The 22943-nt window shown below is 35.8% G+C and carries 19 protein-coding genes and 1 pseudogene; 11 read left to right on the top strand and 9 right to left on the bottom strand.

Annotation, left to right across the window (positions count from 1 at the left end):
- Positions 1 to 81: 81 nt before the first annotated feature.
- Positions 82 to 1011, top strand: a complete 930-nt coding sequence (gene ctlX, locus AACP56_RS11135) for a citrulline utilization hydrolase CtlX (RefSeq protein WP_339337658.1) — start codon at positions 82 to 84, stop codon at positions 1009 to 1011.
- On the opposite strand, the gene AACP56_RS11130 is transcribed toward ctlX, so the two are convergent.
- From AACP56_RS11130 to AACP56_RS11110, 5 genes are all read right to left on the bottom strand, one after another.
- Positions 1008 to 2507 (bottom strand): carboxypeptidase-like regulatory domain-containing protein, encoded by a 1500-nt coding sequence (locus AACP56_RS11130; RefSeq protein ID WP_339337659.1) that lies wholly within the window; start codon positions 2505 to 2507, stop codon positions 1008 to 1010. The genes ctlX and AACP56_RS11130 overlap by 4 nt on opposite strands.
- 79 nt (positions 2508 to 2586) lie before the next feature.
- Positions 2587 to 4011 carry an SDR family oxidoreductase gene (locus tag AACP56_RS11125; protein WP_339337660.1) on the bottom strand — a complete coding sequence of 475 codons (1425 nt, stop codon included), beginning with the start codon at positions 4009 to 4011 and terminating at the stop codon, positions 2587 to 2589.
- Complete coding sequence (locus AACP56_RS11120; protein ID WP_339337661.1) at positions 4008 to 4520, bottom strand: DUF1648 domain-containing protein; 513 nt, start codon at positions 4518 to 4520, stop codon at positions 4008 to 4010. Before AACP56_RS11120 ends, AACP56_RS11125 begins: the two co-directional genes overlap by 4 nt.
- The gene (locus tag AACP56_RS11115) at positions 4520 to 4945 is read right to left on the bottom strand and encodes a hypothetical protein (RefSeq protein WP_339337662.1); all 426 of its coding nucleotides are present in this window, start codon (positions 4943 to 4945) and stop codon (positions 4520 to 4522) included. Before AACP56_RS11115 ends, AACP56_RS11120 begins: the two co-directional genes overlap by 1 nt.
- A 1-nt stretch (position 4946) precedes the next feature.
- Positions 4947 to 5300 (bottom strand): bleomycin resistance protein, encoded by a 354-nt coding sequence (locus tag AACP56_RS11110; protein WP_339337663.1) that lies wholly within the window; start codon positions 5298 to 5300, stop codon positions 4947 to 4949.
- Between the two features lie 95 nt (positions 5301 to 5395).
- Between AACP56_RS11110 and argS the strand changes: the two genes are divergently transcribed.
- Both argS and AACP56_RS11100 read left to right on the top strand, forming a co-directional pair.
- Entirely contained in the window at positions 5396 to 7201 is a 1806-nt protein-coding gene (gene argS / locus AACP56_RS11105) for an arginine--tRNA ligase (protein WP_339337664.1), read from the top strand.
- Positions 7201 to 8013: pseudogene (locus tag AACP56_RS11100) on the top strand (zinc-dependent peptidase). Before argS ends, AACP56_RS11100 begins: the two are co-directional and overlap by 1 nt.
- 58 nt (positions 8014 to 8071) lie before the next feature.
- Here AACP56_RS11100 and AACP56_RS11095 read toward each other — a convergent pair.
- The gene (locus AACP56_RS11095; protein ID WP_339337665.1) at positions 8072 to 8818 is read right to left on the bottom strand and encodes a bacteriorhodopsin-like; all 747 of its coding nucleotides are present in this window, start codon (positions 8816 to 8818) and stop codon (positions 8072 to 8074) included.
- 171 nt (positions 8819 to 8989) lie between these two features.
- On the opposite strand from AACP56_RS11095, the gene AACP56_RS18025 reads away from it, so the two are divergent.
- Positions 8990 to 9811, top strand: a complete 822-nt coding sequence (locus AACP56_RS18025) for a Brp/Blh family beta-carotene 15,15'-dioxygenase (RefSeq protein ID WP_445227707.1) — start codon at positions 8990 to 8992, stop codon at positions 9809 to 9811.
- Here AACP56_RS18025 and AACP56_RS11090 read toward each other — a convergent pair.
- The 3 genes from AACP56_RS11090 to AACP56_RS11080 form a co-directional block, all read right to left on the bottom strand.
- Positions 9808 to 12369, bottom strand: a complete 2562-nt coding sequence (locus tag AACP56_RS11090; RefSeq protein ID WP_339337666.1) for a TonB-dependent receptor — start codon at positions 12367 to 12369, stop codon at positions 9808 to 9810. The two genes, AACP56_RS18025 and AACP56_RS11090, sit on opposite strands and share 4 nt — an antisense overlap.
- Positions 12350 to 13261 carry a FecR family protein gene (locus AACP56_RS11085; RefSeq protein WP_339337667.1) on the bottom strand — a complete coding sequence of 304 codons (912 nt, stop codon included), beginning with the start codon at positions 13259 to 13261 and terminating at the stop codon, positions 12350 to 12352. The genes AACP56_RS11090 and AACP56_RS11085 overlap by 20 nt, the downstream gene beginning before the upstream one ends.
- Before the next feature lie 131 nt (positions 13262 to 13392).
- Complete coding sequence (locus AACP56_RS11080) at positions 13393 to 13893, bottom strand: RNA polymerase sigma factor (RefSeq protein WP_339337668.1); 501 nt, start codon at positions 13891 to 13893, stop codon at positions 13393 to 13395.
- Positions 13894 to 14011: 118 nt separating this feature from the next.
- Here AACP56_RS11080 and AACP56_RS11075 point away from each other — a divergent pair, with 118 nt between their 5' ends.
- The 7 genes from AACP56_RS11075 (at position 14012) to AACP56_RS11045 (ending at position 22933) form a co-directional block, all read left to right on the top strand.
- The gene (locus AACP56_RS11075) at positions 14012 to 15778 is read left to right on the top strand and encodes a hypothetical protein (protein WP_339337669.1); all 1767 of its coding nucleotides are present in this window, start codon (positions 14012 to 14014) and stop codon (positions 15776 to 15778) included.
- A gap of 144 nt (positions 15779 to 15922) precedes the next feature.
- A complete protein-coding gene (gene ffh / locus AACP56_RS11070; RefSeq protein WP_339337670.1) occupies positions 15923 to 17251 on the top strand; it encodes a signal recognition particle protein in 1329 nt (442 codons plus the stop codon).
- A gap of 88 nt (positions 17252 to 17339) precedes the next feature.
- Positions 17340 to 18224, top strand: coding sequence for a bifunctional 5,10-methylenetetrahydrofolate dehydrogenase/5,10-methenyltetrahydrofolate cyclohydrolase (locus AACP56_RS11065; RefSeq protein ID WP_339337671.1), 885 nt, complete (start codon positions 17340 to 17342; stop codon positions 18222 to 18224).
- A 74-nt stretch (positions 18225 to 18298) separates the two neighbouring features.
- Positions 18299 to 20029 (top strand): alpha/beta hydrolase-fold protein, encoded by a 1731-nt coding sequence (locus tag AACP56_RS11060; protein ID WP_339337672.1) that lies wholly within the window; start codon positions 18299 to 18301, stop codon positions 20027 to 20029.
- Positions 20030 to 20078: 49 nt separating this feature from the next.
- A complete protein-coding gene (locus AACP56_RS11055; RefSeq protein WP_339337673.1) occupies positions 20079 to 20810 on the top strand; it encodes a 3-keto-disaccharide hydrolase in 732 nt (243 codons plus the stop codon).
- Positions 20811 to 20817: 7 nt separating this feature from the next.
- The gene (locus AACP56_RS11050) at positions 20818 to 22275 is read left to right on the top strand and encodes a Gfo/Idh/MocA family protein (protein WP_339337674.1); all 1458 of its coding nucleotides are present in this window, start codon (positions 20818 to 20820) and stop codon (positions 22273 to 22275) included.
- 94 nt (positions 22276 to 22369) lie between these two features.
- Complete coding sequence (locus AACP56_RS11045) at positions 22370 to 22933, top strand: Crp/Fnr family transcriptional regulator (protein WP_339337675.1); 564 nt, start codon at positions 22370 to 22372, stop codon at positions 22931 to 22933.
- Positions 22934 to 22943 lie beyond the last annotated feature (10 nt).

Raw genomic sequence — 22943 nt, 5'->3', positions numbered from 1 at the left:
TTCTTTCTTAAAGATAACAAGCTATTTTTTGTTACAATATCATTGGTGTAATGAGTATTTTAGCGGAACTTTTTTAGACTTATGCAGATTACCAATACCATACTAATGATTCGTCCTGTTGCTTTCCGTATGAACGAGCAAACAGCAGTAAACAACTATTTTCAAGAAGATATAGATGTTCAGAACAAGACCATAAATACTAGGGCTCAAAAAGAGTTTGACGATTTCGTAACAGTGTTGCGTGAAAATGGAGTTAATGTTGTTGTCGTAGATGACAGACTTGAAACGGATACTCCAGACTCTATTTTTCCCAATAATTGGGTTTCCTTTCATCAAAATGGAACGGTTGTAGTCTATCCAATGTTTGCAAAAAATAGGAGAAAGGAAAGGCGTGAAGACATATTTGATATTTTAGAGAAAAAAGGGTTTAGAATTGATACTATAGTTGACTACACTTCTGCGGAGGAGGAAGGTGTTTTTTTAGAAGGTACGGGTAGTATTTTAAAGGATAGGGTGAATCAAAAAGCATATTGTGCACTTTCTGAACGTGCTCATGAAGACTTGTTCATAGAGTTTTGTGAAGACTTTGATTGTTTTCCAGTAATATTTACAGCCAATCAAACAGTAAACGGAGAACGCTTGCCCATATACCATACCAACGTTATGATGGCGATGGCAGAGACTTTTGTAGTTATTTGTTTGGATACTATCGATGATAAAAAAGAACGTAAAAGTGTTGTAGTGCATCTAAAAAAAGATGGAAAAGAAATTATCTCCATTACCGAAGAACAAATGCACTATTTTGCTGGCAATATGTTACAGGTTATTGGTGCTGATGACAAACGCTTTATGGTAATGAGTTCTGCGGCTTACCATAGTTTGAGAAAAGACCAAATACAAGCTATTCAAAAACATTGTAAAATCATACATAGTTCTTTAGATACTATTGAAACCTGTGGCGGAGGCTCAGCTAGATGCATGATGGCAGAGGTGTTTTTGCCAAGTGCTTAATTTGACTCAGAAACGGTAAACTCCCTAATTGCCTGGTTTGGTTCCATGATATTATAACCTTTCCAGAACTCTGGATTGTATTTTGCCATATAAGTGGCTTTTACGCTTTTGTCTTCCTTGAAACTATCAAACTGATTTTGGTCAATGACAGTATTTTCAAACACGACCAGTTCCCATTTGTTTGTGTTGGTCATTCTAAAGTCAATGTTCAATCGCAATTCATTTTGTTTGTTACGGCCTTTTACGTGTTTGTTTTTCTCTATAACATCCAGAGGACGGTCAAACCTAAACCAGCGGCCAAAACTAAAATCCACAAATTTTAAATCGTAACGCCCATTTGAAAGTTTTGTAAAGTGCATGCTTCCCTTATACAGGATTTCGCGATAGAAAATACCAAGTAATCTAAAGTTTTTAAGATTTTTCAAATTTTCAAAATCAATCCGCATTACGGCAAAATCCTCAATATTAATATACAATCGTCCTTTAAAATCTGCTCCACCCTTAGGCGAAAAATCTACCACATAAACTCCTGAGTCATCAATATCTGCATATCCTGCAAGCTCAAACTTGTATTTCCTACTTTTATTTACCACATTGAGTTTAGTATCCTCTTGATAAAAAACTTCACTTAATAACTCATCAAAAATGTGTTTTTGACCATCTACCAAGCCAGAAATAGTATCTTTTTTCATTTCTTTTTCCAACTCTTTGGCTTCCTCCTCTTCTATATCCGTTAAGATGGAATCCACTTGAATTTTTTCACTAAAAATCCCTGATTTAATTTTTAAATAAGAATCTGGCTTTACGTTCTGTTTGAATATGTTTTCCATTCTTTTTCCCAGCTCATCAAAAGAGCCAATATCTTTTTTGTCATAGAGGTTTGCTGCTTTTAAGACATTTACTTTATAGTCTTTGTTGGTCTTGTAAAAGTCTCCCAACGCTTCGGTATAATGATAAGAATTGCGTGGGATAACACTCGCCAAACTATCAATAAATTCTTTGTCCAATTCTTCAATTGAAGATTTTTCGAATCCAAAATCTACCTTGCTGATATTCCCAAAAACAGATTGCCTTAAAAAATAACGCTGCTTTACAGGGTCGCTATTGATGTTTTGTGGCAAACGCTCTTTCATTTTTTCAATAATGTCATCCACCTCCAACTCTTTATCAAAAAGATAAACCCCACTTAGTTGAATAGCTTTAGGTTGAACTAAAATGATACTGTCCAACATAGCTTCATAAGTGAACCCCTTTTTTTCATAACCCATACTAGAGATATAGATAGAATCCAGTTTTTGAGTTGTTGAATCCAATACAAAACTGAACCTTCCTTCCTCATTGGTAATTACCCCTTGATTTTCTCCAAACTGAATGGTAGCATATGGAATGGGTTTCTTGGTCTTGCCATCAAGTACCTTCGAAGAAATGGTTTGGGCCTCTAGACTTATGATTGAAAAAAAAGATAACAGGAATACAACTAGGTAATTTAATTTCATGAAAACTCGCTTTTGATGGATATATACTTCTAAAGACGTTTTTGTAATTGAATTGGTTGCTTCAAAAGTTGAGCCAAGATTATTTTTTTGCAATATTTCGTATCATTCCACCAAAAATAAAATAGTGGAATGGGACAATGCTGTACCAGTATAACCTGCCTTTTAAGCCTCGAGGACGAAAAGTGGCAGTTTGGTGAAGCACATTGTCTTCATCTATTTTAAATTCCAGCCAAGCTTCACCTGGTAATCGCATTTCTGCAAAAAGTAGCAACCGTTTTCCTTTTTTATCGGCAAGTAATACACGCCAAAAATCCAATGCATCACCCGCGTATATTTTGTCTGGATGTGTTCTTCCTCTCCGTAATCCTACTCCACCAAAAAGTTTATCTAGAAAACCACGAATTTTCCAAAGCCAGTTACCGTAGTACCAACCTGTTTTTCCGCCAATTTTCCATATTCTTTTTAGCACCCGGGATGAGTCGTCAACCCTCAGTTTTTGCACATCTTTTAGAACTCCATATTTAGGGACCTGGATATATTTTTCTAGATTTTTGTTAAACCGACCGCTTACCATACTGTCTTTCCAACTGCTCATGACCAGATTTTGCTCGATTTTTTTAAAAGCCATATCAATAGCTTCCCTATACGAGTGTGGCTCTATGTTTAGTAGTCTGGCCAATCTATTATCATTGGCTATTACTTCAATCTTCATACTGTCCACAAGATTTAATGCAAGCTTGTAAGAGGTAGAAGTGACAAAATATAGCCAATAGGATGATAGTTTTGGGGTCATTACCGGTACGGTTACTATCCAGTTCTTAAACCCTCTCGCCTTTGCATATTGATGGAGCATCTCTTTATAGGTAAGGATATCTGGACCAGCAATATCAAAAGAATCATCGTAAGTATTCTCATTGCCCAAAACCCCTGTTAAGAAAGAAATCACATCTCTTATCGCAATGGGCTGAGTCTTAGTCAACACCCATTTTGGAGTAATCATAAAGGGTAATTTTTCGCACAGATCTCTTATAATTTCAAAAGACGAACTTCCCGAACCTACGATAATTCCTGCACGAAGCACAGTAAGGCTAAAATTGCCTTCATATAAAATTTCTTCTACATTTTTTCTGGACCATAAATGCTTGGAGAGATTTTCATCATTCACAATACCGCTCAAATAAATTACCTGCTTAATATTGGTGTTCTTTATATAACTATTGAAGTTTTTGGCCGTTGTGGCCTCCATTTCATCAAACTCTTTTGTGGATGAGGTCATGGAGTGTATTAAAAAATAAGCAGCATCAATATCTTTAGGAATTTTGCCTTCAACAACATCTTCCAAGAAATCAATTTCTAAAACTTCAATCTTGGCAAAAGTCTCTTTGTCCACAGATAAACGTGATGCATCGCGAACAGCACAAACTACTTCATGGCCTACATCCAACAACTGTGGTAGTAAACGCATTCCTATGTAACCATTGGCACCTGTTAGTAGTATTTTCATGATTTGGGGACTTTAAACATTTTAAAAATAGATACAAAAGGTCTTATGGTTATGACGGCTACCAAGACTATGATTAACCAACCAATGCTAAAATTGGTGACTTCTTTTGCCAGCAGAATAGAATTAAGGGAAATCACTAAGAAAATAAATGCAATTCCTAAGTTAAGCCAAACGAGCATTCTAATACTCATTGCATAAAGCTTAGGAGCATTTTTCTCCGTAACTTTTGTAGGGTAATTATAGTTCCATGGTTTCATTTTTGTTGCTAGCATGGTCATTCCAAAGTACGTAATCAGATTAAAAAATGGTACTAACCATAGTGTTGACTTATTTCCAAATCCGTCAGCTTCGCCTTTTAAGTTGAAGTGGGTTGGGATGGTGTCGGGTAACCCAGAATAAAAGGATAGTGCCAAAATAAAATTTAGAGCTACTAAAATCCAACCAACCAAAATTAATTTTCGGTCGAATTCATTAGGCTTTATATCTATTTTAGGTTGATTGCCAAACATTATAAATCTTCAATTGAAGTTGGGGCATTATCAGCTTTAAAATCCAATAACTTTCTAAAATATTTTTGGATGGCCTTGGTGTCCGATTTAACCTTTATAAAATAGTGGTCTCTATAAATAGAATAAACTGCAAAATCACCTTTATAAATGGTGAGCTTGTAATATGGAATTACCAATGCGAAAGTCTCTAATAAGGACCTAAAACGTACAATGATTCCTTTTGGACGCATCTCAATGTTACAGGAATTCCTATTGTTATCAAGAATAAGTAGATTTTGAATCTCTAAACTTGTTTCTGTAATAAATAGTTTTGGCGAGCCAATGCCTCCCATTTTTAAACGCTCCTTTAATGTAAAGGGTTTGCCAACCGCATTATCAACTTTCTTGATGATTTTTTTGTCATTGTAGGATATGTTTAAGAGCATGTTATAGGTTTTGACCAAATTTAATCATATTACCGTCTTGGTCTAAAACAGCAAATTCACGAGTTCCCCAGGGCTGGTCTTTAAGTGGTCTGTTGGGATGGACAACACCAGCTTTTTTCATTTCATCATACAGTCCGTCCACATCCTCTACATAGATATAGCAACTTGTGTTCTCAGGATGTATTTTGTTGTTACATTTCCAAAAATGGACCTCTACCTTATCCCTTCCAATAACCGCGTAGTTTTCATCTTTCCAACCTACTTTGTCAAAACCCATTTTTTCTTGGTAAAATGCTACTGTTTCAAAAATATCTAAAGAGGCTAAAACAGGGACAGCACTTTGTAAATGCTCCATAAGGTCAGTTTTCTATAAAAATAAATGTCATATGCCATATCTGTTCTTAATCTTATCATAAAAACGTAGTTTTGCAGCTTGAAAAGGCAATTTTGATGGAGTTACAAAAGGTATTGGAACATAAAGTACAGGAAGCGGTTACAGCTATTTTTAGCGCAGATTTGCCAACTGTTGAATTTCAACCTACGCGAAAGGATTTTGAAGGAGACATTACCGTTGTGGTTTTTCCAATGCTACGGGTAGTAAAAGGAAATCCGGTACAGATAGGAACGCAGATAGGAGAGTACCTAGTTAAAAATGTCGATGAGGTTTCAAAATTCAATGTAGTTAAGGGCTTTTTGAATTTGGTCATTGCAGATTCCTATTATTTAGACTTTTTCAAGAGCATTGCTGGTGATACATCTTATGGCTATGCAAAAGCAGGTTCCAAAGATGCTGTTATGGTAGAATATTCCTCACCAAATACAAACAAACCACTGCATTTAGGACATATCCGAAATAATCTTTTAGGGTACTCGGTTGCGGAAATTTTAAAAGCTGCCGGACATAAAGTATATAAAACCCAGATTATCAACGACCGTGGCATTCATATTTGTAAAAGCATGTTGGCATGGCAGAAGTTTGGTGAAGGTGAGACTCCGGAATCTTCAGGATTAAAAGGCGACCATTTGGTGGGAAAGTATTATGTGGCTTTTGATAAAGCTTACAAAGCTGAAATTCAAGAGTTGATTTCTAATGGAAAGGATAAAGAGGTTGCTGAAAAAGAAGCACCGATTCTTATTGAAGCCCAGAATATGCTCCGAAAATGGGAGGCTGGAGATGATGAAGTAGTTGCCCTTTGGAAAAAGATGAATGGTTGGGTATATGAAGGTTTTGATACCACTTATACAACTATGGGTGTGGATTTTGACAAGCTCTACTATGAAAGTGATACTTACCTTTTAGGACGAGATGTTGTAAAAGAAGGGCTGGAGAAAGGTGTCTTTTTTAAGAAAGAGGATGGTAGTGTTTGGATAGACCTTACCGATGAAGGCTTGGATGAAAAAATTGTGCTGCGTTCAGATGGAACGGCAGTTTATATGACACAAGATATAGGTACAGCAATACAACGTGTGACAGACTTTCCAGATATTAACGGAATGGTGTATACCGTAGGTAACGAACAGGATTACCATTTTAAGGTCTTGTTTTTGATACTGAAAAAGCTTGGTTATTCTTGGGCCGAAAAACTACATCACTTAAGTTATGGAATGGTGGATTTGCCTTCTGGTAAGATGAAAAGCCGAGAAGGAACAGTGGTGGATGCAGATGATTTAATGGAGAGTATGACCATTACCGCAGCTGCTATCTCCGAAGATTTAGGCAAATTAGAGGGTTATTCTGAAGCTGAAAAACAACAGCTTTATAAAACGATAGGTCTCGGTGCGCTAAAGTACTATATCCTTAAAGTTGACCCTAAAAAACGAATCTTATTTAACCCAGAAGAGTCGGTAGATTTTCAAGGGAATACAGGACCTTTTATTCAATATACCTATGCTCGAATTCAATCTATTTTGCGTAAAGCGAATAGTGATGAGGTCTCGACGGAGTCCATCCAGAGCGAAGTCGAAGGGCTCAACCTGACATTAGACTTGCATGAAAAGGAGAAAGAATTGCTAAAACAAGTACAGCTTTACCCAGAAACCATACAATTGGCAGCGGAGAATTACAGCCCTGCTTTGATTGCTAATTATACCTATGATTTGGTAAAAGAGTTTAATTCCTTTTACCAACAAGTTTCTATTTTGGGAGAAGCAGATGAAGCAAAAAAGAACTTTCGTGTAGCACTTTCCAGAAAAGTGGGGGAGGTTACTCAGTCATCATTTCGATTATTAGGAGTTGATGTTCCAGAACGTATGTGATGGAAAACCTAACCGAGCTTGAAAAGCAAATTGCAGCTATAGTTCTTGTCGTTGGTTTGGCTTTTGTATTTATAAAAGCACTTTATGAACGTTTTGCACACGAACGCTTTACGCTATTTAATCTTTTTCATCCCGTAAAGTCTATAAATGCTAAAGAACGGCATTTTATAAGCAGTTTTTTGGTTCCTTACCAGACGTTTACTACTGCCGAGAAAAAGCGTTTTTTAAAACGTTTTGCATGGTTTAAATCCAAGAAGCCCTTTGTTTTTTATGGTGAAGTAGCGAACAAAGAAGAAATAAAAGCTTATGTATCAGCTTCGGCTATTTTGATGACTTTGGGACTTAAAAACTTTCGGTTTGAAAATTCTATTTCTAGAATCATTATTTATCCTTCTCAATATTATTCCAATATTGGAAAACGTCATCATATTGGGGAATATAACCCGAGAATGAAAATCTTGGTGTTTTCAGCTGAAGATTTAAGGAAAGGTTTTAAAATTCCGAATGATAATAAGAACTTAGGACTTCATGAAGTTGCTCATGCCCTGCTCTTTGAAAACAGAGGAAAATCCACTTGAGAAGCAAGAAAGTTTAAGGTGGGCTTGGCTAAGCTAGGAATAATGTTTAATTCTCCGAGCTTTCAACAGAAGATAAATAACTCTGAGTCCCTAAGGGATTACGCCAAAACCAATTTTATAGAATTCTTTGCGGTATTGGTAGAAAGCTTTTTTGAAAGCCCAAAAGGTTTAGAGAACGAATTTCCCGAGCTTTATTTCTATTTGAAAAAGATGTTGAATTATAATATAGTTTAAATTAAAAAGTCCCAACTTTCGTTAGGACTTTTCTTTAGTAACCAACTAAAATATAGAATTAGTCATTGTTTCTAGCTGCGACTGCCGCACCATACACAACAAGACCAAATCCTATCTTGTTAATGGCATCACCAATATTGTAGATTACGTCCATGTTTAGTCCAAGATTTGCAATACCGTCATACCATCCTGTGGTACCAGCCATATAACCTAATGGATAAATGGCCCAGCCAACCAGTACAAACCAACATAGCATTTTATGTGCTTTAAGCACAGCACCTCCAGCTTCGTTCGCTAATTTCTTTGCACTTCCAAGCCAGATTTCATAAACAATATAGAAGTATGCAATACCAGAGATAAGACCCCAAATCGCAGGACCGCTTCCGGTGTTGTAGATTGCTTCTCCAAAATATCCTGTTACTAACATAATTACTGAAGCTGCAATGAGTCTCCACATAAGGGATTTTTTAGCACCGGCGACTTTTAAGATAAGGTAAAACTCCACACACATTAGAGGTACGGTTAATACCCAGTCAACATAGCGAAAGAAAGTTGGAGACTCACCTACACCAGCCCAGTAATCTCTCATATACCAGTAGTGTACTGCAGCAATGAACGTAATTAATCCTGAAACGAGGATTGAAGTTTTCCATTTTCTGTCAAAATCATTCATTGACAAAAAGAAAAAAGCAGAAGCAGCCATCATAGCCATACATCCAACAAAGAATGTGAAACCGACATAGTCGTTTGTCATAATTTTTGAAACATCAGCCACCAAAGGCATGTTTAATAATAATGTTTTCATATAATAAAAGGTTAATTAATATTTGTTTAGCGAAATGTACAAAATATTAAACAAAAATTATCATAAATATTGTTTAAAAAATTTATCATATCTTTAAACAAAACCTTTTAAATTGAGAAATTGAAAAACTGGGTTATCGTAGCTACTTTTTTTTGCCTTTGGATATCGACTATGTTCAATAGTGAAATTCAAACTTATTTAGCGTACAGTCTTATACTAACATTTGGTGTTTTGCATGGTGCAAACGACTTATTGCTCATTAGAATTAAATCCAGTAAAAAGGGTCTCAAGGTCAAATTTTACAAAGCCTTATCATATTATGTGTTTACCATATTAATTATTCTAGCCGTGTTTTTTAGCTACCCTCCTCTAGCGCTTTTATTATTTATACTTCTAAGCGCATACCATTTTGGAGAGCAGCATTTTAAAAAATTTACGGATACTTCGAAACTCCTAAATAGTCTTTTGTATATTTTTTACGGATTAATAATTTTGTTTATGTTATTCTATTTTAATTTAAACGAAGTTTTATTGATTTTTCAAGACTTAACCGAAGTTCAATTCACTAAAACCTTGTTCATGTATACTTTGTTATTAATAGGATTTCTATTTCTTAGCTGTTTATTTTATTTAGTACTACGGAAGAATTTAAAGATTAACATTTTTGAAGAACTGTTTTATCTTTTGGTCTTACTTGTTGTTTTTAAAACTGCAGGTCTTTTATGGGGGTTTGCGATTTACTTCATATTATGGCATAGTATACCTTCTTTAACCGATCAGATGAAATTTTTATATGGTAAGGCTTCTAAAGTGGAGTTCCTCAAATACATAAAATCTTCGTGGCTTTATTGGTTGACGTCAATTATAGGATTACTCTCTTTGTATTTGATTTTTAAGGAAAAAACAGAATATTTAACTTCAATACTCATCTACTTCTTAGCAGCAATAACTTTTCCGCATGTAATAGTAATGTCTAAGTTAGAAAAAGACTAAAAATTTATCCTAAAACTTACATTAGGAGTAATGCCTAAAGAGTTGTTTTCTACGATCTCAACAGCGCTATTATCTTCTGATACCCTATAATATCTATTAAGTATATTTTTTTTATTACTAAGGTTTAATAGTGAAATACCTGCCTTAGCCTTTATTCTTCTACTAAACTCCCAATGATATACTGCAGATGCATCTACTCTAAAATAACTAGGTAAACGAATACTGTTGGGCTCTTGGTAATTAATTCTTGCAGGAAAAAAATTATTATTTAAAGGATTTGCAGCTAGTGGTTCTGTATAAGGCCTTCCCGTTCTATAATTTATTCCTAAGCCCAGTTTTAATCTTTTAATGGTATAAGTGCTGGCAATGGTAAGCGTGTGCCTTACATCTAAATTGTTGGGAAATGTATTGGGTACAATACTGTCAAAAGTATAATCGTTTTTATTTAAGGTATAACTGAGCCAAGTACTGTAATTATCTCCTTTTTTATTGATTAAAAATTCAAGACCTTTAATTTCATAGCTTCCTATTTCGCCATTAAACTGGTTTTCATTTTGGAAACCTTGCGTTCTTGTACTAATACCATCTACTTTTTTATAAAAACCTTCAAGACCAGCATAAAAGGAATTTTTTGCATAATTAAGTCCTAGGGAGCCTTGTTTACTTTTTGTGATAGGTAATTCATCATCATCACTTAAAGTCCATCTTCGTTTTTCTATGCCCAGAAAATTTTGTTCTAGATCTATAACTTGATTGGTGGACTGACTTTTAAATTCACCCAATAACTGTGCTCTAAGGTTTTTGGCTATTCTTAAGTTTAAATTTAATCTAGGTTCTATTAGCAGTTTTGAGAACGTACCAAGGTTTTCTATATAATTTGTTCTTACACCTGCACTAGCAATAAACTTATTTTCAATAGAGCTATAATTTATTTGTGAGTATGGTGCATGAATACGAATTACACCTTTTGCATTAGCGTTAAAAGGTGGCTGAACATTAAAAACCCTATTTATAATACCGGTTTCAATATACTGATAGCCGTTATCCCAAGAAATATTTTCTGATATTTTGAAGTTGGTATTTAATTTTACAGCTCTTTCTTCAACAATATTCTTTTGGTCTAAGCGCTGTGTTTGATTAGAAAAAAAACTCTGTGCATCTAAATTGTACTTTGAAAAGTAGATATTCAAATTAGAAGAAAAGTCTTCTCGCCACTGGCTTTGTAGTTGAAGTCCAGCAGATAGATTGGTCTGGTCTAAAAAACTTCTTGAAGTTTCATCGGTATCATTATCTGTTTCTGAAAAATCGAGGTCATTGTCAATACCAATAAAACTAAACCTTAGTTTATGGTTTTCATTAATATCATAAAGTAATTTTCCCGTGAAATCATAAAAAAAGAATTTCTCTGTTTTGGTCAATCCTTCATCAATTTCTTGATTTTGTTGGTTGCGTACTTCTGTATCTTGAAAAGCTCTATCCGTGAAGCTTCCATAGGCTGGAGTGTTAAGAAAATCAGTTGTCGAACGGCGAGCAGAAAACTGAAAAGCTACTTTATCGTTTATAGGAAACTGCCCATAAACATCTCCGCTAATAAGGTTTAAACCAGCCCCTCCAACAAAGGACCCCTCAATATCATTTTTTGTTTCTAGACTAATCACACTACTTACCCCATCTCCATACTGTGTAGGAGTACCATTTTTGTAAAGTGTTACTTTATCCGTTAGATAGGGGTTAAATGCAGAAATAAGACCAAAAAAGTGTCCAGATTGGTACATTTTAATTCCGTTCCAGAGCATTAGATTCTGGTCGTTTGTTCCACCGCGCACATTAATGTCTGAAACCGTTTCATCAATACTTTTAACGCCAGGTAGGGCTTGCATAGACTGTAAGATATCTGGTTCTATAAGCCCAGGTAACATTCCCAATTCTGCTGTATTTAATGTAATGCTAGCATCTGCTTGTTTAATAAGTCCTGAGGTCAAAAACTCATAAACTACGACCTCATCCAATATTTCTAGGTTTTGTGCCATCAATATGTTTGGGCAGTCTGGCTTGTCGGCTATTTCTTCAACGGGAATGTATTTAGTAATATAGCCCAAATAGCGAACTTTAAGAGATGCAGTGCGCGGTATGTCTTCTAAAGTAAAACTCCCATCAATATTGGTTATTTTGGCAACTTCGCCCCCTAAAACCTCTACTGTGGCACCAGGGATGGTATTTTCAGCATAGTTATCCAACACATTACCGCAGATAGTCACCAAAGTGGTTTTGGCCAAGGTATAATAGCGACTGCTTAATTTTTCAATTTTAAGTTTGGTCTCATTTTCCAGCACGGCTAAAATTGAGCTTAAATTATTGAAATTGGGTATTGTAATGATTACGCCACTTAAATCTTCATCTACAAATGAAAATTTAACGTCATACTTTTCTTCAAGTTGGGTCAAATAAGATTTTAGGGCAATTGTATTCTCTTCTTGCGCCGATAGTGGGGTTGTCAACAGCAAAAAAAATATTCCTAAAACAAGTAATAAGTACGAACTACGGGGTATTCTCGCCATAGAAAAGCACGTTTTCTCCTTCTAATTTATAACTAATCTTTGAAGGGGTACTTATACTTTCTAACGCAATTTTAAGGTCTGTGTTGCTAAAAGTGCCAGTAAATAGTTGATTGGTATCAACATTTTCAGTTTTTACCTGAACATTATACTGTCTTTCCAATTCCGCAAGCACATATTTTAAAGGAATACTTTTAAAAGAACTTTCATTGTTTACCCAAGAAGGCTCTCCATTTTCTATGGCAGTATCATCCATTATTTTGTCATTTACCACTAGGAAAGAGGTTCCGGCAGGTAATTTTTTCTCTGTGTTTTTGTAAGTTACACTTACCAAGCCTTCATAACAAGTAACCTCAAAAAAACCAGTTCTATTTTCAACATTAAATTGTGTTCCTAAAACGGATACGATACCCGCTTCTGTTGAAACCGTGAATTTTTTTCCTTTGGCAACTTTAAAGAAGGCCTCGCCATCAAGAGCGACATTTCTTTCTTTATCCCATTTCTTTTCGCTAAAAGAAACTTTGGATTCAGCATTAAGTATGATTTCAGAATTATCGGGCAGTAGAACTTCAGTTCTTTCAGCAAGTTGAGTGCTAAAGGATTCATCCAGTGAATTCAAAAAGAAATAAGAACCGGTAATCAATACCGCAATAGCTGCTGCAACCCTTAAGAATGATTTAAAAGGTCGTAATGGCACTACTTTAATAGGCTCAGCATCTTGAGCATTCTTAAAGCTTTTGTAAGCACTATCTATATCAAAATTTGGAGCTTCTAATTGTTTTGAAGCATCCAAAATCTTCATATAAGAAGCATACTCATCGGATTTTTTAAATTCCGACAACTCTGTTTCCGAAAGCTCATTGTTGAGCCATTTTGCTAAATAATTCTCTTGCATAACACTATGCTTTACATCTTTATAACAACCTACATTTAAAAAACCCTACTTCTAAAAGTTTAAATGTTTCGAGTTTATAAGTTTAATAGTTATTTGATTTTTATATTCCTTCAACCTTCAACCTTCAACCTCTAAATTCCATCAATCTTTTCTCGTAAGCTTTTCAATGCTAAATGCATTCTTTTTTCAATAGCCTTTATACTTACGCCTTCCATTTCAGCTATTTCAGCATATTTTTTTCCATCAATACGATTTAATAAAAAAGTAGTGCGCTGATTTTCTGGTAAATCATTTAATGCATTATCCAATTTCTGTTTAAACTGCTTTTCTTCTAAAACATATTCTGGAGATTCGTTCGATATGGAATTTGAATGCATATCGGCATATTTCAGACGAACCTTTTCAGCTTTGATTACATTAAGGTATAGATTGTTGGCAACCGTATATAAATAGGATTTCGCTTTTTCAGGGGCAACCTTGGCACAATTCTCCCATAATTTCACAAAAGCCTCTTGTACAGCATCATGCGCCTTTTCCTCATTACCAAACTTATAATATATATAGTTGAATATCGTTTTAGAATTAGCTTTAAAAACGGAGCTAAAGATTTGCTCCTCACAAACATTGCTCATTTAGTAAGGTATGGCTTGACTAAATCAAAGATATTTTAAAAAAAATTAAAATTCAGGTAGGGTATTTTTAAAATGGGTTGTTTTAAAATTGATTAGACAACAAAAAATCCAAATCATTATGAAAAAGATATTCAAAAACTTAATGTACGCAGGGCTTTTTAGTATGGCCTTAATTTTTAACTCTTGTCAAGAAGAGTTCGAAGAAGTAAATGGTGGAAGTGAGGAACAGACCATTATGGCAAGTTCTACTACTGCTAGCCTTATTAAAAATACATCTACCAAAGATGGTTCTTTTGATAATATTGTTGATGGTGCAAGCTGTTTTGCAATAAACTTTCCTTATACCGTTGAGGTTGCTGGAATCCAGATTACAATTGATTCTAAGGAAGATCTTCATACTATCGAAGAAATTTTTGATGAATTTGATGATGACGAAGATATCTTGGAAATACTCTTTCCAATTACAATCACTTTAGGAGATTTCACAGAAATTATAATTGAAAATAAAGAAGCACTAGGTGAGTTAATAGCTGAATGTAGAGGAGGAGATGATGATGACATTGAGTGTATAGATTTTGTATATCCTATCACCCTGTTCACTTTTGATGTAAACGATCAAAGAACAGGAGAAGTAGTTATCAATAGCGATAAAGAACTTAGAAGATTCTTTGCTGGCCTTGAGGATAATGATTTAATAAGTATTGATTTTCCTATTACTTTAAAGAAATTTGATGGCACAGAGCTAATGGTAAACAGTAATGCTGAATTGGCTACAGCCTTAGAAAGAGCTAAGGATGAGTGTGATGAGGATGATGATAATGATTTTAACGATGACGATTTTAGTGAAGAAAGGCTAGATGCCTATCTAGTTGAGTGCCCTTGGTTGGTTCGTGAAGTTAAGAGGGATGGAACAGACCAAACAGACCAGTATTTTGAATATTTAATGAACTTTACTGAAGATGGAGCTGTTACAGTTAGAGATAGAACAGGGAACATGCTTACAGGAACTTGGGAAACAAGTATGACTGACCATGGTGTACAATTGGATTTAGATTTTGAAGTTCTTGTTGACTTTAACTTACAATGGTTGGTTTACGAAATTGGCGAAGGTAAAATCAAGCTTTTCGGAGATGATAACAACAAGATTATCCTTAGGCAATTCTGTGAAGATGATGGTAATGGAGGTGATGACCCAAATACGCTAAGGGAGATTTTAAGAGAGTGTGAGTGGATAATTAAAAAGGTTAAAAACCAAGGAGAAGAAATAGACAGACTTTTAGGATACGAGTTTAATTTTATGGGCGAAGGTGTTGTAACCTTAGGCAACGGAATTACAGTTTCTGAAGGTACTTGGGAAGTAGGTCTGAATGCTGAAATGAAACTTGCCTTATTGATTAGTTTTGGAGATGAAGCAGCTGTTACTTTTGATTGGCCTTTAAGGGAGCTTACTAACGAAAGGTTGAAGTTTGAAGTTGATGGTACAGACTACGAGTTAATTTTACAACGTGTCTGTGATGATAATGCTGGTGACGGAGATGTTGCTGAGATTAGAAATATTATGTTGGGCGGACAATGGAATGTAGCTTCATATACAGAAGCTGAGGTTGATATGACTGCTGAATATGATGGAGTGGATTTTAGCTTCTCTAACATGCACCAAGTTGAGTTGTCTGTGAATGATGATCCATTCTTGACCGGACTTTGGAGAGTAATTAGAAATAAAGACCAAGATTTAAAGTTCTATTTAAACTTTGATGAAGATGGTATCTATGGTGACCTTACAGATGATTGGAACATTGTTTCTGTAACTGCTGATAGGATTGAGCTAATGAGTGAGAGTGGAGATGGAACAGTAGAGGTTTTAGTATTCGAAAAAAGAGTATAACTTTTTGCCCCATATCAGTTATAAAAAGGACAACTTTTAAGAGTTGTCCTTTTTTCTTTTCTACATTATTGTAATCCATGATCAGCAGATGCTAATCCATCAGTTATTCTTAAATTTGTGCTTCTTCAAAAATGATGTAAGCTAATGTTCGATAATTTAAGCGAGAAACTGGATAAGGCCCTACATGTTCTAAAGGGACATGGCCAAATTACGGAAATCAATGTTGCAGAAACACTAAAGGAAGTCCGTAGGGCTTTATTGGATGCGGATGTCAACTTTAAAATAGCCAAGGAATTTACGAATACGGTAAAGGAAAAGGCAATGGGTCAAAATGTATTGACCAACCTGCAGCCAGGACAATTGATGGTCAAAATCGTTAAGGACGAGCTGACAACATTAATGGGAGGTGATGCTGAAGAAATTGATTTAACGGGGAGCCCATCTGTAGTTTTAATGTCCGGTCTACAAGGTTCCGGTAAGACCACTTTTTCTGGGAAACTTGCCAATTATCTAAAAAACAAAAAAACAAAAAAGCCATTATTGGTTGCCTGCGATGTATACCGTCCTGCGGCTATTGACCAACTACACGTGGTTGGTGAACAAATAGGGGTTGAGGTATATTCCGACCGTGGAAATAATGATCCGGTTGCTATTGCCAAAGCTGGGGTAAAACATGCAAAAGAAAATGGATGTAATGTTGTAATTATTGATACTGCTGGTCGTTTGGCGGTTGATAAGCAGATGATGGATGAAATTTCTAACATCCATAAAGCTATCACTCCCCAAGAGACCTTATTTGTGGTAGATTCCATGACAGGGCAAGATGCTGTAAATACGGCAAAAGCTTTTAATGATGTTTTAAATTTTGATGGTGTTATCCTAACCAAATTGGATGGTGATACACGTGGTGGTGCGGCAATATCCATTAAATCTGTAGTTGATAAGCCCATTAAGTTTATTGGTACTGGTGAAAAGATGGAAGCAATTGATGTTTTCTACCCTTCACGTATGGCAGACCGTATCTTGGGTATGGGAGATGTTGTTTCGCTAGTAGAACGTGCGCAAGAACAGTTTGATGAGGAACAAGCCCGCAAGATTCAGAAGAAAATTGCGAAAAACCGATTTGGTTTTGATGACTTCTTAAGCCAAATACAGCAGATTAAGAAGATGGGGAATATGAAAGACCTCATGGGGATGATTCCCGGAGCTGGTAAGGCTTTAAAAGGCCTGGACATTGATGATGATGCATTCAAGTACATCGAAGCTATTATTCATTCCATGACGCCAGATGAGCGTTCCAATCCTTCAAAATTAAACTCAAGCAGAAAAAAACGTATTGCTGCTGGTAGTGGTAGAACAATACAAGACGTAAATCAATTATTAAAGCAATTCAACCAAATGAGTAAGATGATGAAGATGATGCAAGGCGGTGGGGGCAAAAAAATGATGCAGATGATGCAAAATATGCGTTAGTTGAGTAAGCAGTAAGCAGTAAGCAGTAAGCAGTGGTTTGTATTGAGTAAAGTCGAAGGAAAAAATAACAATAAAGTTTTAGCTTATAATGAAGATTCTTGACGGTAAGAAAGTATCTAATGATATTAAAAATGAAATTGCGGCCGAAGTTGCCAAAATGAAAGAGAATGGAGAAAAAGTTCCTCATTTAGCGGCTATAATTGTAGGGAACGATGGCGCTAGTCTAACTTATGTAGGCAGCAAGGTAAGGGCATGCGAACGCATTGGTTTTGAATCTACATTGGTTAAAATGCCGAGTACTACTTCTGAACAAGAACTTTTGAAAAAAATTCATGAACTGAATAATGATGATGATATAGATGGCTTTATCGTTCAGTTGCCCTTGCCAGAACAAATAGATACACAAGAAGTGTTGATGGCGGTACATCCAGATAAGGATGTAGACGGTTTTCACCCTACAAATTTTGGTAAAATGGCTTTGGATATGAGCACATTTATACCAGCTACGCCGTTTGGTATTCTAGAGCTTTTGGAGCGCTATGGTGTTGAAACACAAGGAAAGCATACTGTTGTTATTGGGAGAAGTCATATCGTTGGGCGTCCAATGAGCATTCTTATGGGTAGAAAAGGATTTCCGGGCAATTCTACAGTTACATTAACACATAGCCGCACTAAAAATATTAGTCAAATAACCACACAAGCAGATATTATTATTTCAGCCTTGGGCGTTCCTGGCTTTTTAAAGGCAGAGATGGTAAAGGATGATGTGGTTGTTATTGATGTTGGTATCACTCGAGTTGCCGATGAATCTCGTGAACGGGGCTACTATATTACTGGTGATGTTGATTTTGAAAATGTAAGTAAGAAAGCTTCTTATATTACCCCTGTTCCTGGTGGGGTGGGACCTATGACTATTGCCATGCTACTTAAGAATACCTTACTTGCAAGAGAGCGTCACAGAACCCGTAGGTAAAATCTTTTGGTGATGTTGGTTGTGTAGGCAGTACTAAAAATTAGTATCTTTTAGTACTTAATTCAACCAACCCCATGAAAATCCAATATTTCCTGTTACTCTTACTAGTTGTAATATTAAGTTCCTGTAATACTTCGCAGGAAAACAACAATAAGATAATCGTTTCTTTTTCAGAAGATGTTAGCGATAAGGCTTTAGATGGTCGTTTGTTACTAATGCTTTCCACCAATGATGAAAAAGAGCCACGTTTTCAAATAAATTCTGGATTAAGTGCACAACTTGTTTTTGGGGTAGATGTTGAAAATATGGAAGCGGGAGAGGAAATAGGCTTTGATAATTTTGTGTTCGGCTTTCCTTATGCAAGCCTTAGTGATGTTCCTCCGGGTGAATATTATGTACAAGCTTTATTACATACTTATGAAACATTTAATTTAGAAACTGGCCATACCGTTAAATTACCCATGGATAATGGGGAAGGACAGCAATGGAACCGTTCTCCCGGTAATTTGTACAGCAAACCCTTTAAGATTTCTACAGGGGAAAACGGTATTCAAGATGTAAGGGTGACTATGGACAAAGTTATTCCTCCCATTGAGGAACCAGAGGATACCAAGTGGATAAAACATATTAAAATCAAATCAGAGAAGTTATCCAAATTTTGGGGTAGGGACATGTATTTGGGAGCACATGTTTTGTTGCCAAAGGGTTTCGATGAGCATCCTGAAGCTAAATACCCTTTGATGGTTTTTCATGGACATTTTCCGTCGGACTTTGGAGGATTTAGAACTACCCCACCAGATCAGGACATAGAACCTGAATATTCAGCTCGATTTGATGTTGAAGGATATAACATCATTCAACAACAAGAAGCTTATGATTTTTATAAGAGATGGAATGAACCCGATTTTCCACGCTTTATGATTATTGAGATTCAACACCCAACACCCTATTATGATGATTCGTATGCTGTTAATTCTGCTAGTCAAGGTCCTTATGGAGATGCGATTACCCATGAGTTGATTCCGCATATCGAAAAAGAATTTCGTGGGATAGGGGAGGGCTGGTCAAGATTCTTGTATGGAGGTTCCACTGGAGGCTGGGAAGCTTTAGCGGTACAAGTTAAATACCCTGAGGAATACAATGGTTGTTTTGCCGCTTGTCCAGACCCTATGGATTTTAGGGCATACTGTCTGACTAATATTTACGAAGATGAGAATGCCTATTACTACAAAAGCCAAAACAAAAAGCTAGAAGTGCCTGCACGACGGGATTACTTAGGCCAAATAAGCTCTACAATAAAAGATGAAAACCATTTGGAACTGGTTTTAGGAACAAAATCAAGGTCCGGACAACAATGGGATATTTGGGAGGCCACGTACTCCCCACAAAATGAAGAAGGGTATCCTGAGCGAATATGGGATAAGAAAACGGGGGATATTAATCCTAAAGTTGCGGAATATTGGAAGGAGAATTTTGATTTAAGATACATACTGGAACGTGATTGGGATAAATTGGGTGAAAACCTAAAAGGAAAGATTCATATTTATTGTGGGGATATGGATAACTATTATTTAAATAATGCGGTCTATTTAATGGAAGATTTTTTAGAGCAAACCACAAAGCCTTATTATGATGGCGAAGTACTATATGGAGATAAAGCAGAACACTGTTGGAACGGAGATCCAGAATTGCCTAACCATATCACTAGAATGAGATACAACGCTATGTATGTTCCAAAAATTATGAAGCGAATTGCAGAAAGCGCACCCCCAGGTGCAGATTTAAAGAGTTGGAGATATCAGTAAATAATCTAGTTTAATAATGAACATTCGAATGGGGAAAAATAAGCTTTTAATGTATTTGCTAATAGTAATCACTTTTATGGTTTCCTGCAAGAAAGAAAAAAAGGAAGCAAAGGAGGTTAATAGCACCGATGTTGCTAAAAGCGAATGGATATATCTTTTTGATGGTAAAACGACTAATGGCTGGAGAGCTTATAATGGTGATTCATTACCAGATGAATGGGTAATTAAGGACGGAGCTTTAACTTTCGATACCGAAAAAAGATTGGAGTCTGAACGAAAAGGTGGTAAAGACATTATTTATACAGCTGAGGAGTTTGATAATTTTGAACTTTATTTAGAGTGGAAACTACCTGAAGGTGGCAATAGTGGAATACTATACCATATAAAAGAGGGTAATTGGGGACCACCAGAAGTTGCTCCTGAATATCAGTTGTTAGATGATTTAAAGTGGGAAGAAATAAATAATGCCAAACTAGAATCTTGGCAGAAGACAGGAGCGGATTACGCAATGTATGCCCCAGATACTACTCAGAAAATAGTAAAACCAGCTGGTGAGTGGAATACTTCGAAAATTAGATTTACACCAGAATTAGTGGAACACTGGCTAAATGGAAAAAAAATAGTCTCCTTTAAACCATGGAGTAAAGATTGGGAAGAACGAAAACAGAAGGGAAAATGGAAGGATTATACTAAATATGGTACATTTAAGTCAGGTTATATCGGTCTTCAAGACCATGATAGTCCTTTGTGGTTTAAAAACATAAAAATAAAACGATTATAGTAAAAAGATGAAAAAAAGAGAATTTTTAAAAAAATCCAGCATATTAATGGCATCTTCTGCTATAATACCTTCTACTGTATTTTCCTGTAAAGAGAAAGAAGTGAAAACAGTACTGAAAGTAAAAGAACGCATACGGACAGCTCATATTGGAGTAGGGAATATGGGTGCAGCAGATTTAAACGATATTTCCTCACATGGAAAAGTAGATGTGGTTGCCCTTTGCGATGTAGATTCAACATTTTTAAAGGCTGCCTCTGAAAAGCATCCAAATGCCAGGTTATATGCAGACTATCGTAAAATGTTGAGTGATATGGAAGATGAAATAGATGCAGTAATTGTTTCTACACCAGATCATACACATGCACCGGCTTCAATTATGGCCATGAATTTCAATAAGCCAGTATATTGTCAAAAACCGCTAACGCATCACGTTTCAGAAGCAAGAGCAATGCGAAAATTAGCTGAAAAGAAGAATTTGGTGACCCAGATGGGCATACAAGTGCATTCTTTCTATGATTACAAGTTAGCTACTTTGTTGATACAATCAGGGATTATTGGAAAAGTGAGTGCTGTACATGCCTGGTCTCCAAAGAATTGGGGTTATGACGGACCGATTCCTGAAGGTAGCGATGCTATTCCAGAAAATTTAGATTGGAATCTTTGGTTAGGTACTTCGGCAGATAGACCCTACAAGAAGGATATCTATCATCCAGGGAATTGGAGAAAACTGGTCGATTATGGTTGTGGGACCTTAGGAGATATGGGAGTCCATATTTTTGATACTCCATACAACGCTTTGGCCTTGGATGTACCTAAAACAATAACAAATAATTGTCGTGAACCCAACGGTTTCGCCTTCCCAGAGAATAATGTTGTTACCTACGAGTTTTCAGGAACCAAATATACTACAGAGGAATTCAAATGGACATGGTACGATGGTCCTGGAGCCCCGAACGAGATACATCAGGATTTAGTATTGCCCAATTCTTCTGCTAATTCAGGTGATTCTTCAGTAGAAGAAAAATCTATGCAAGATAAAATGTCCCTAGAAACCAAAGTGGCCGATGAGGGAAAATTGCCAGAACAAGGGGCAATGTTTGTGGGAGAAAAAGGTAGGTTGTTGTTACCCCATTTTATGCAGTTGCCAAAGAAAATAGTAGATGGACAGTATGTAGATATATCTGAAGAAATTGCTGTGCTTGAAAAAGCGCATAACATGGGTAAACCTATTCGAGATTATGCATCAGAAGGTCCAAAGCATTATCATCAATTTATAGATGCTTGCTTAGGGAAAGATGAGGTTACAGCACCTTTTTCATATTCGGCTAGATTGACAGAAACCATTTTACTAGGAGTAATTGCGGGGCGTTTTCCAAACCAAACCTTACATTGGAATAATAAAACTGCCCAATTTGATGAAGAAGAGGCAAACCAATATTTAGATGCTCCCTACCGTGAATTTTAAATTAATTGAATGTATAAAGGATATATGATCATTGATCATATTCGATTGTTACCTGCAATGCAAGCTGAGAAAACTTCAGAACAAGCATTAAAAATTGAAAGAATTTAGAAAATTTGTAGAAGAATATGAAAAAATTCCAGATACGGACTGGGAATTAGTATCGGCACGCTTTAGAAAAAAAATACTGCCAAAAAACTACAATCTTTTAGAGCAAGGGAAAATCTGTAAAAATCTTTACTTTCTCGAGAATGGACTTTTGAGATTTTTTATCTTAAAAGATGGTATTGAATCAACAAAATTTTTCACTATTGCACCATATTGTTTTACCTCACAAGCAAGTTTCAATTCAAAAAAACCTGCTAATGAATATATTCAAACCGTAGAAAAATCAATAATTTGGGAAACGTCTTATAAGGAAAATGAAGAACTATTAAACCTAAAATCTTGGAATAGTTTTGCTCGCAAAATAACTCAAGAAGTACAACTTTTCACTGAAGAAATATTAGAAGAACTACAAACAGAGACAGCTGAAAACCGTTACCAAAAGTTACTAAATAACCAACCAGAATTACTACAAAGAATACCTTTAAAACATCTTGCGTCATTTTTTGGAGTTGCACCACAATCGTTGAGCCGAATAAGAAAGAAGTTAACATAGGTGCAGTAAA

This window comes from Croceitalea sp. MTPC6 (assembly GCF_036985525.1).
Taxonomy (GTDB): domain Bacteria; phylum Bacteroidota; class Bacteroidia; order Flavobacteriales; family Flavobacteriaceae; genus Croceitalea.
The sequence above is the reverse complement of the archived record's forward strand: the minus strand, read 5'-3'. Positions and strand labels throughout refer to the sequence as shown.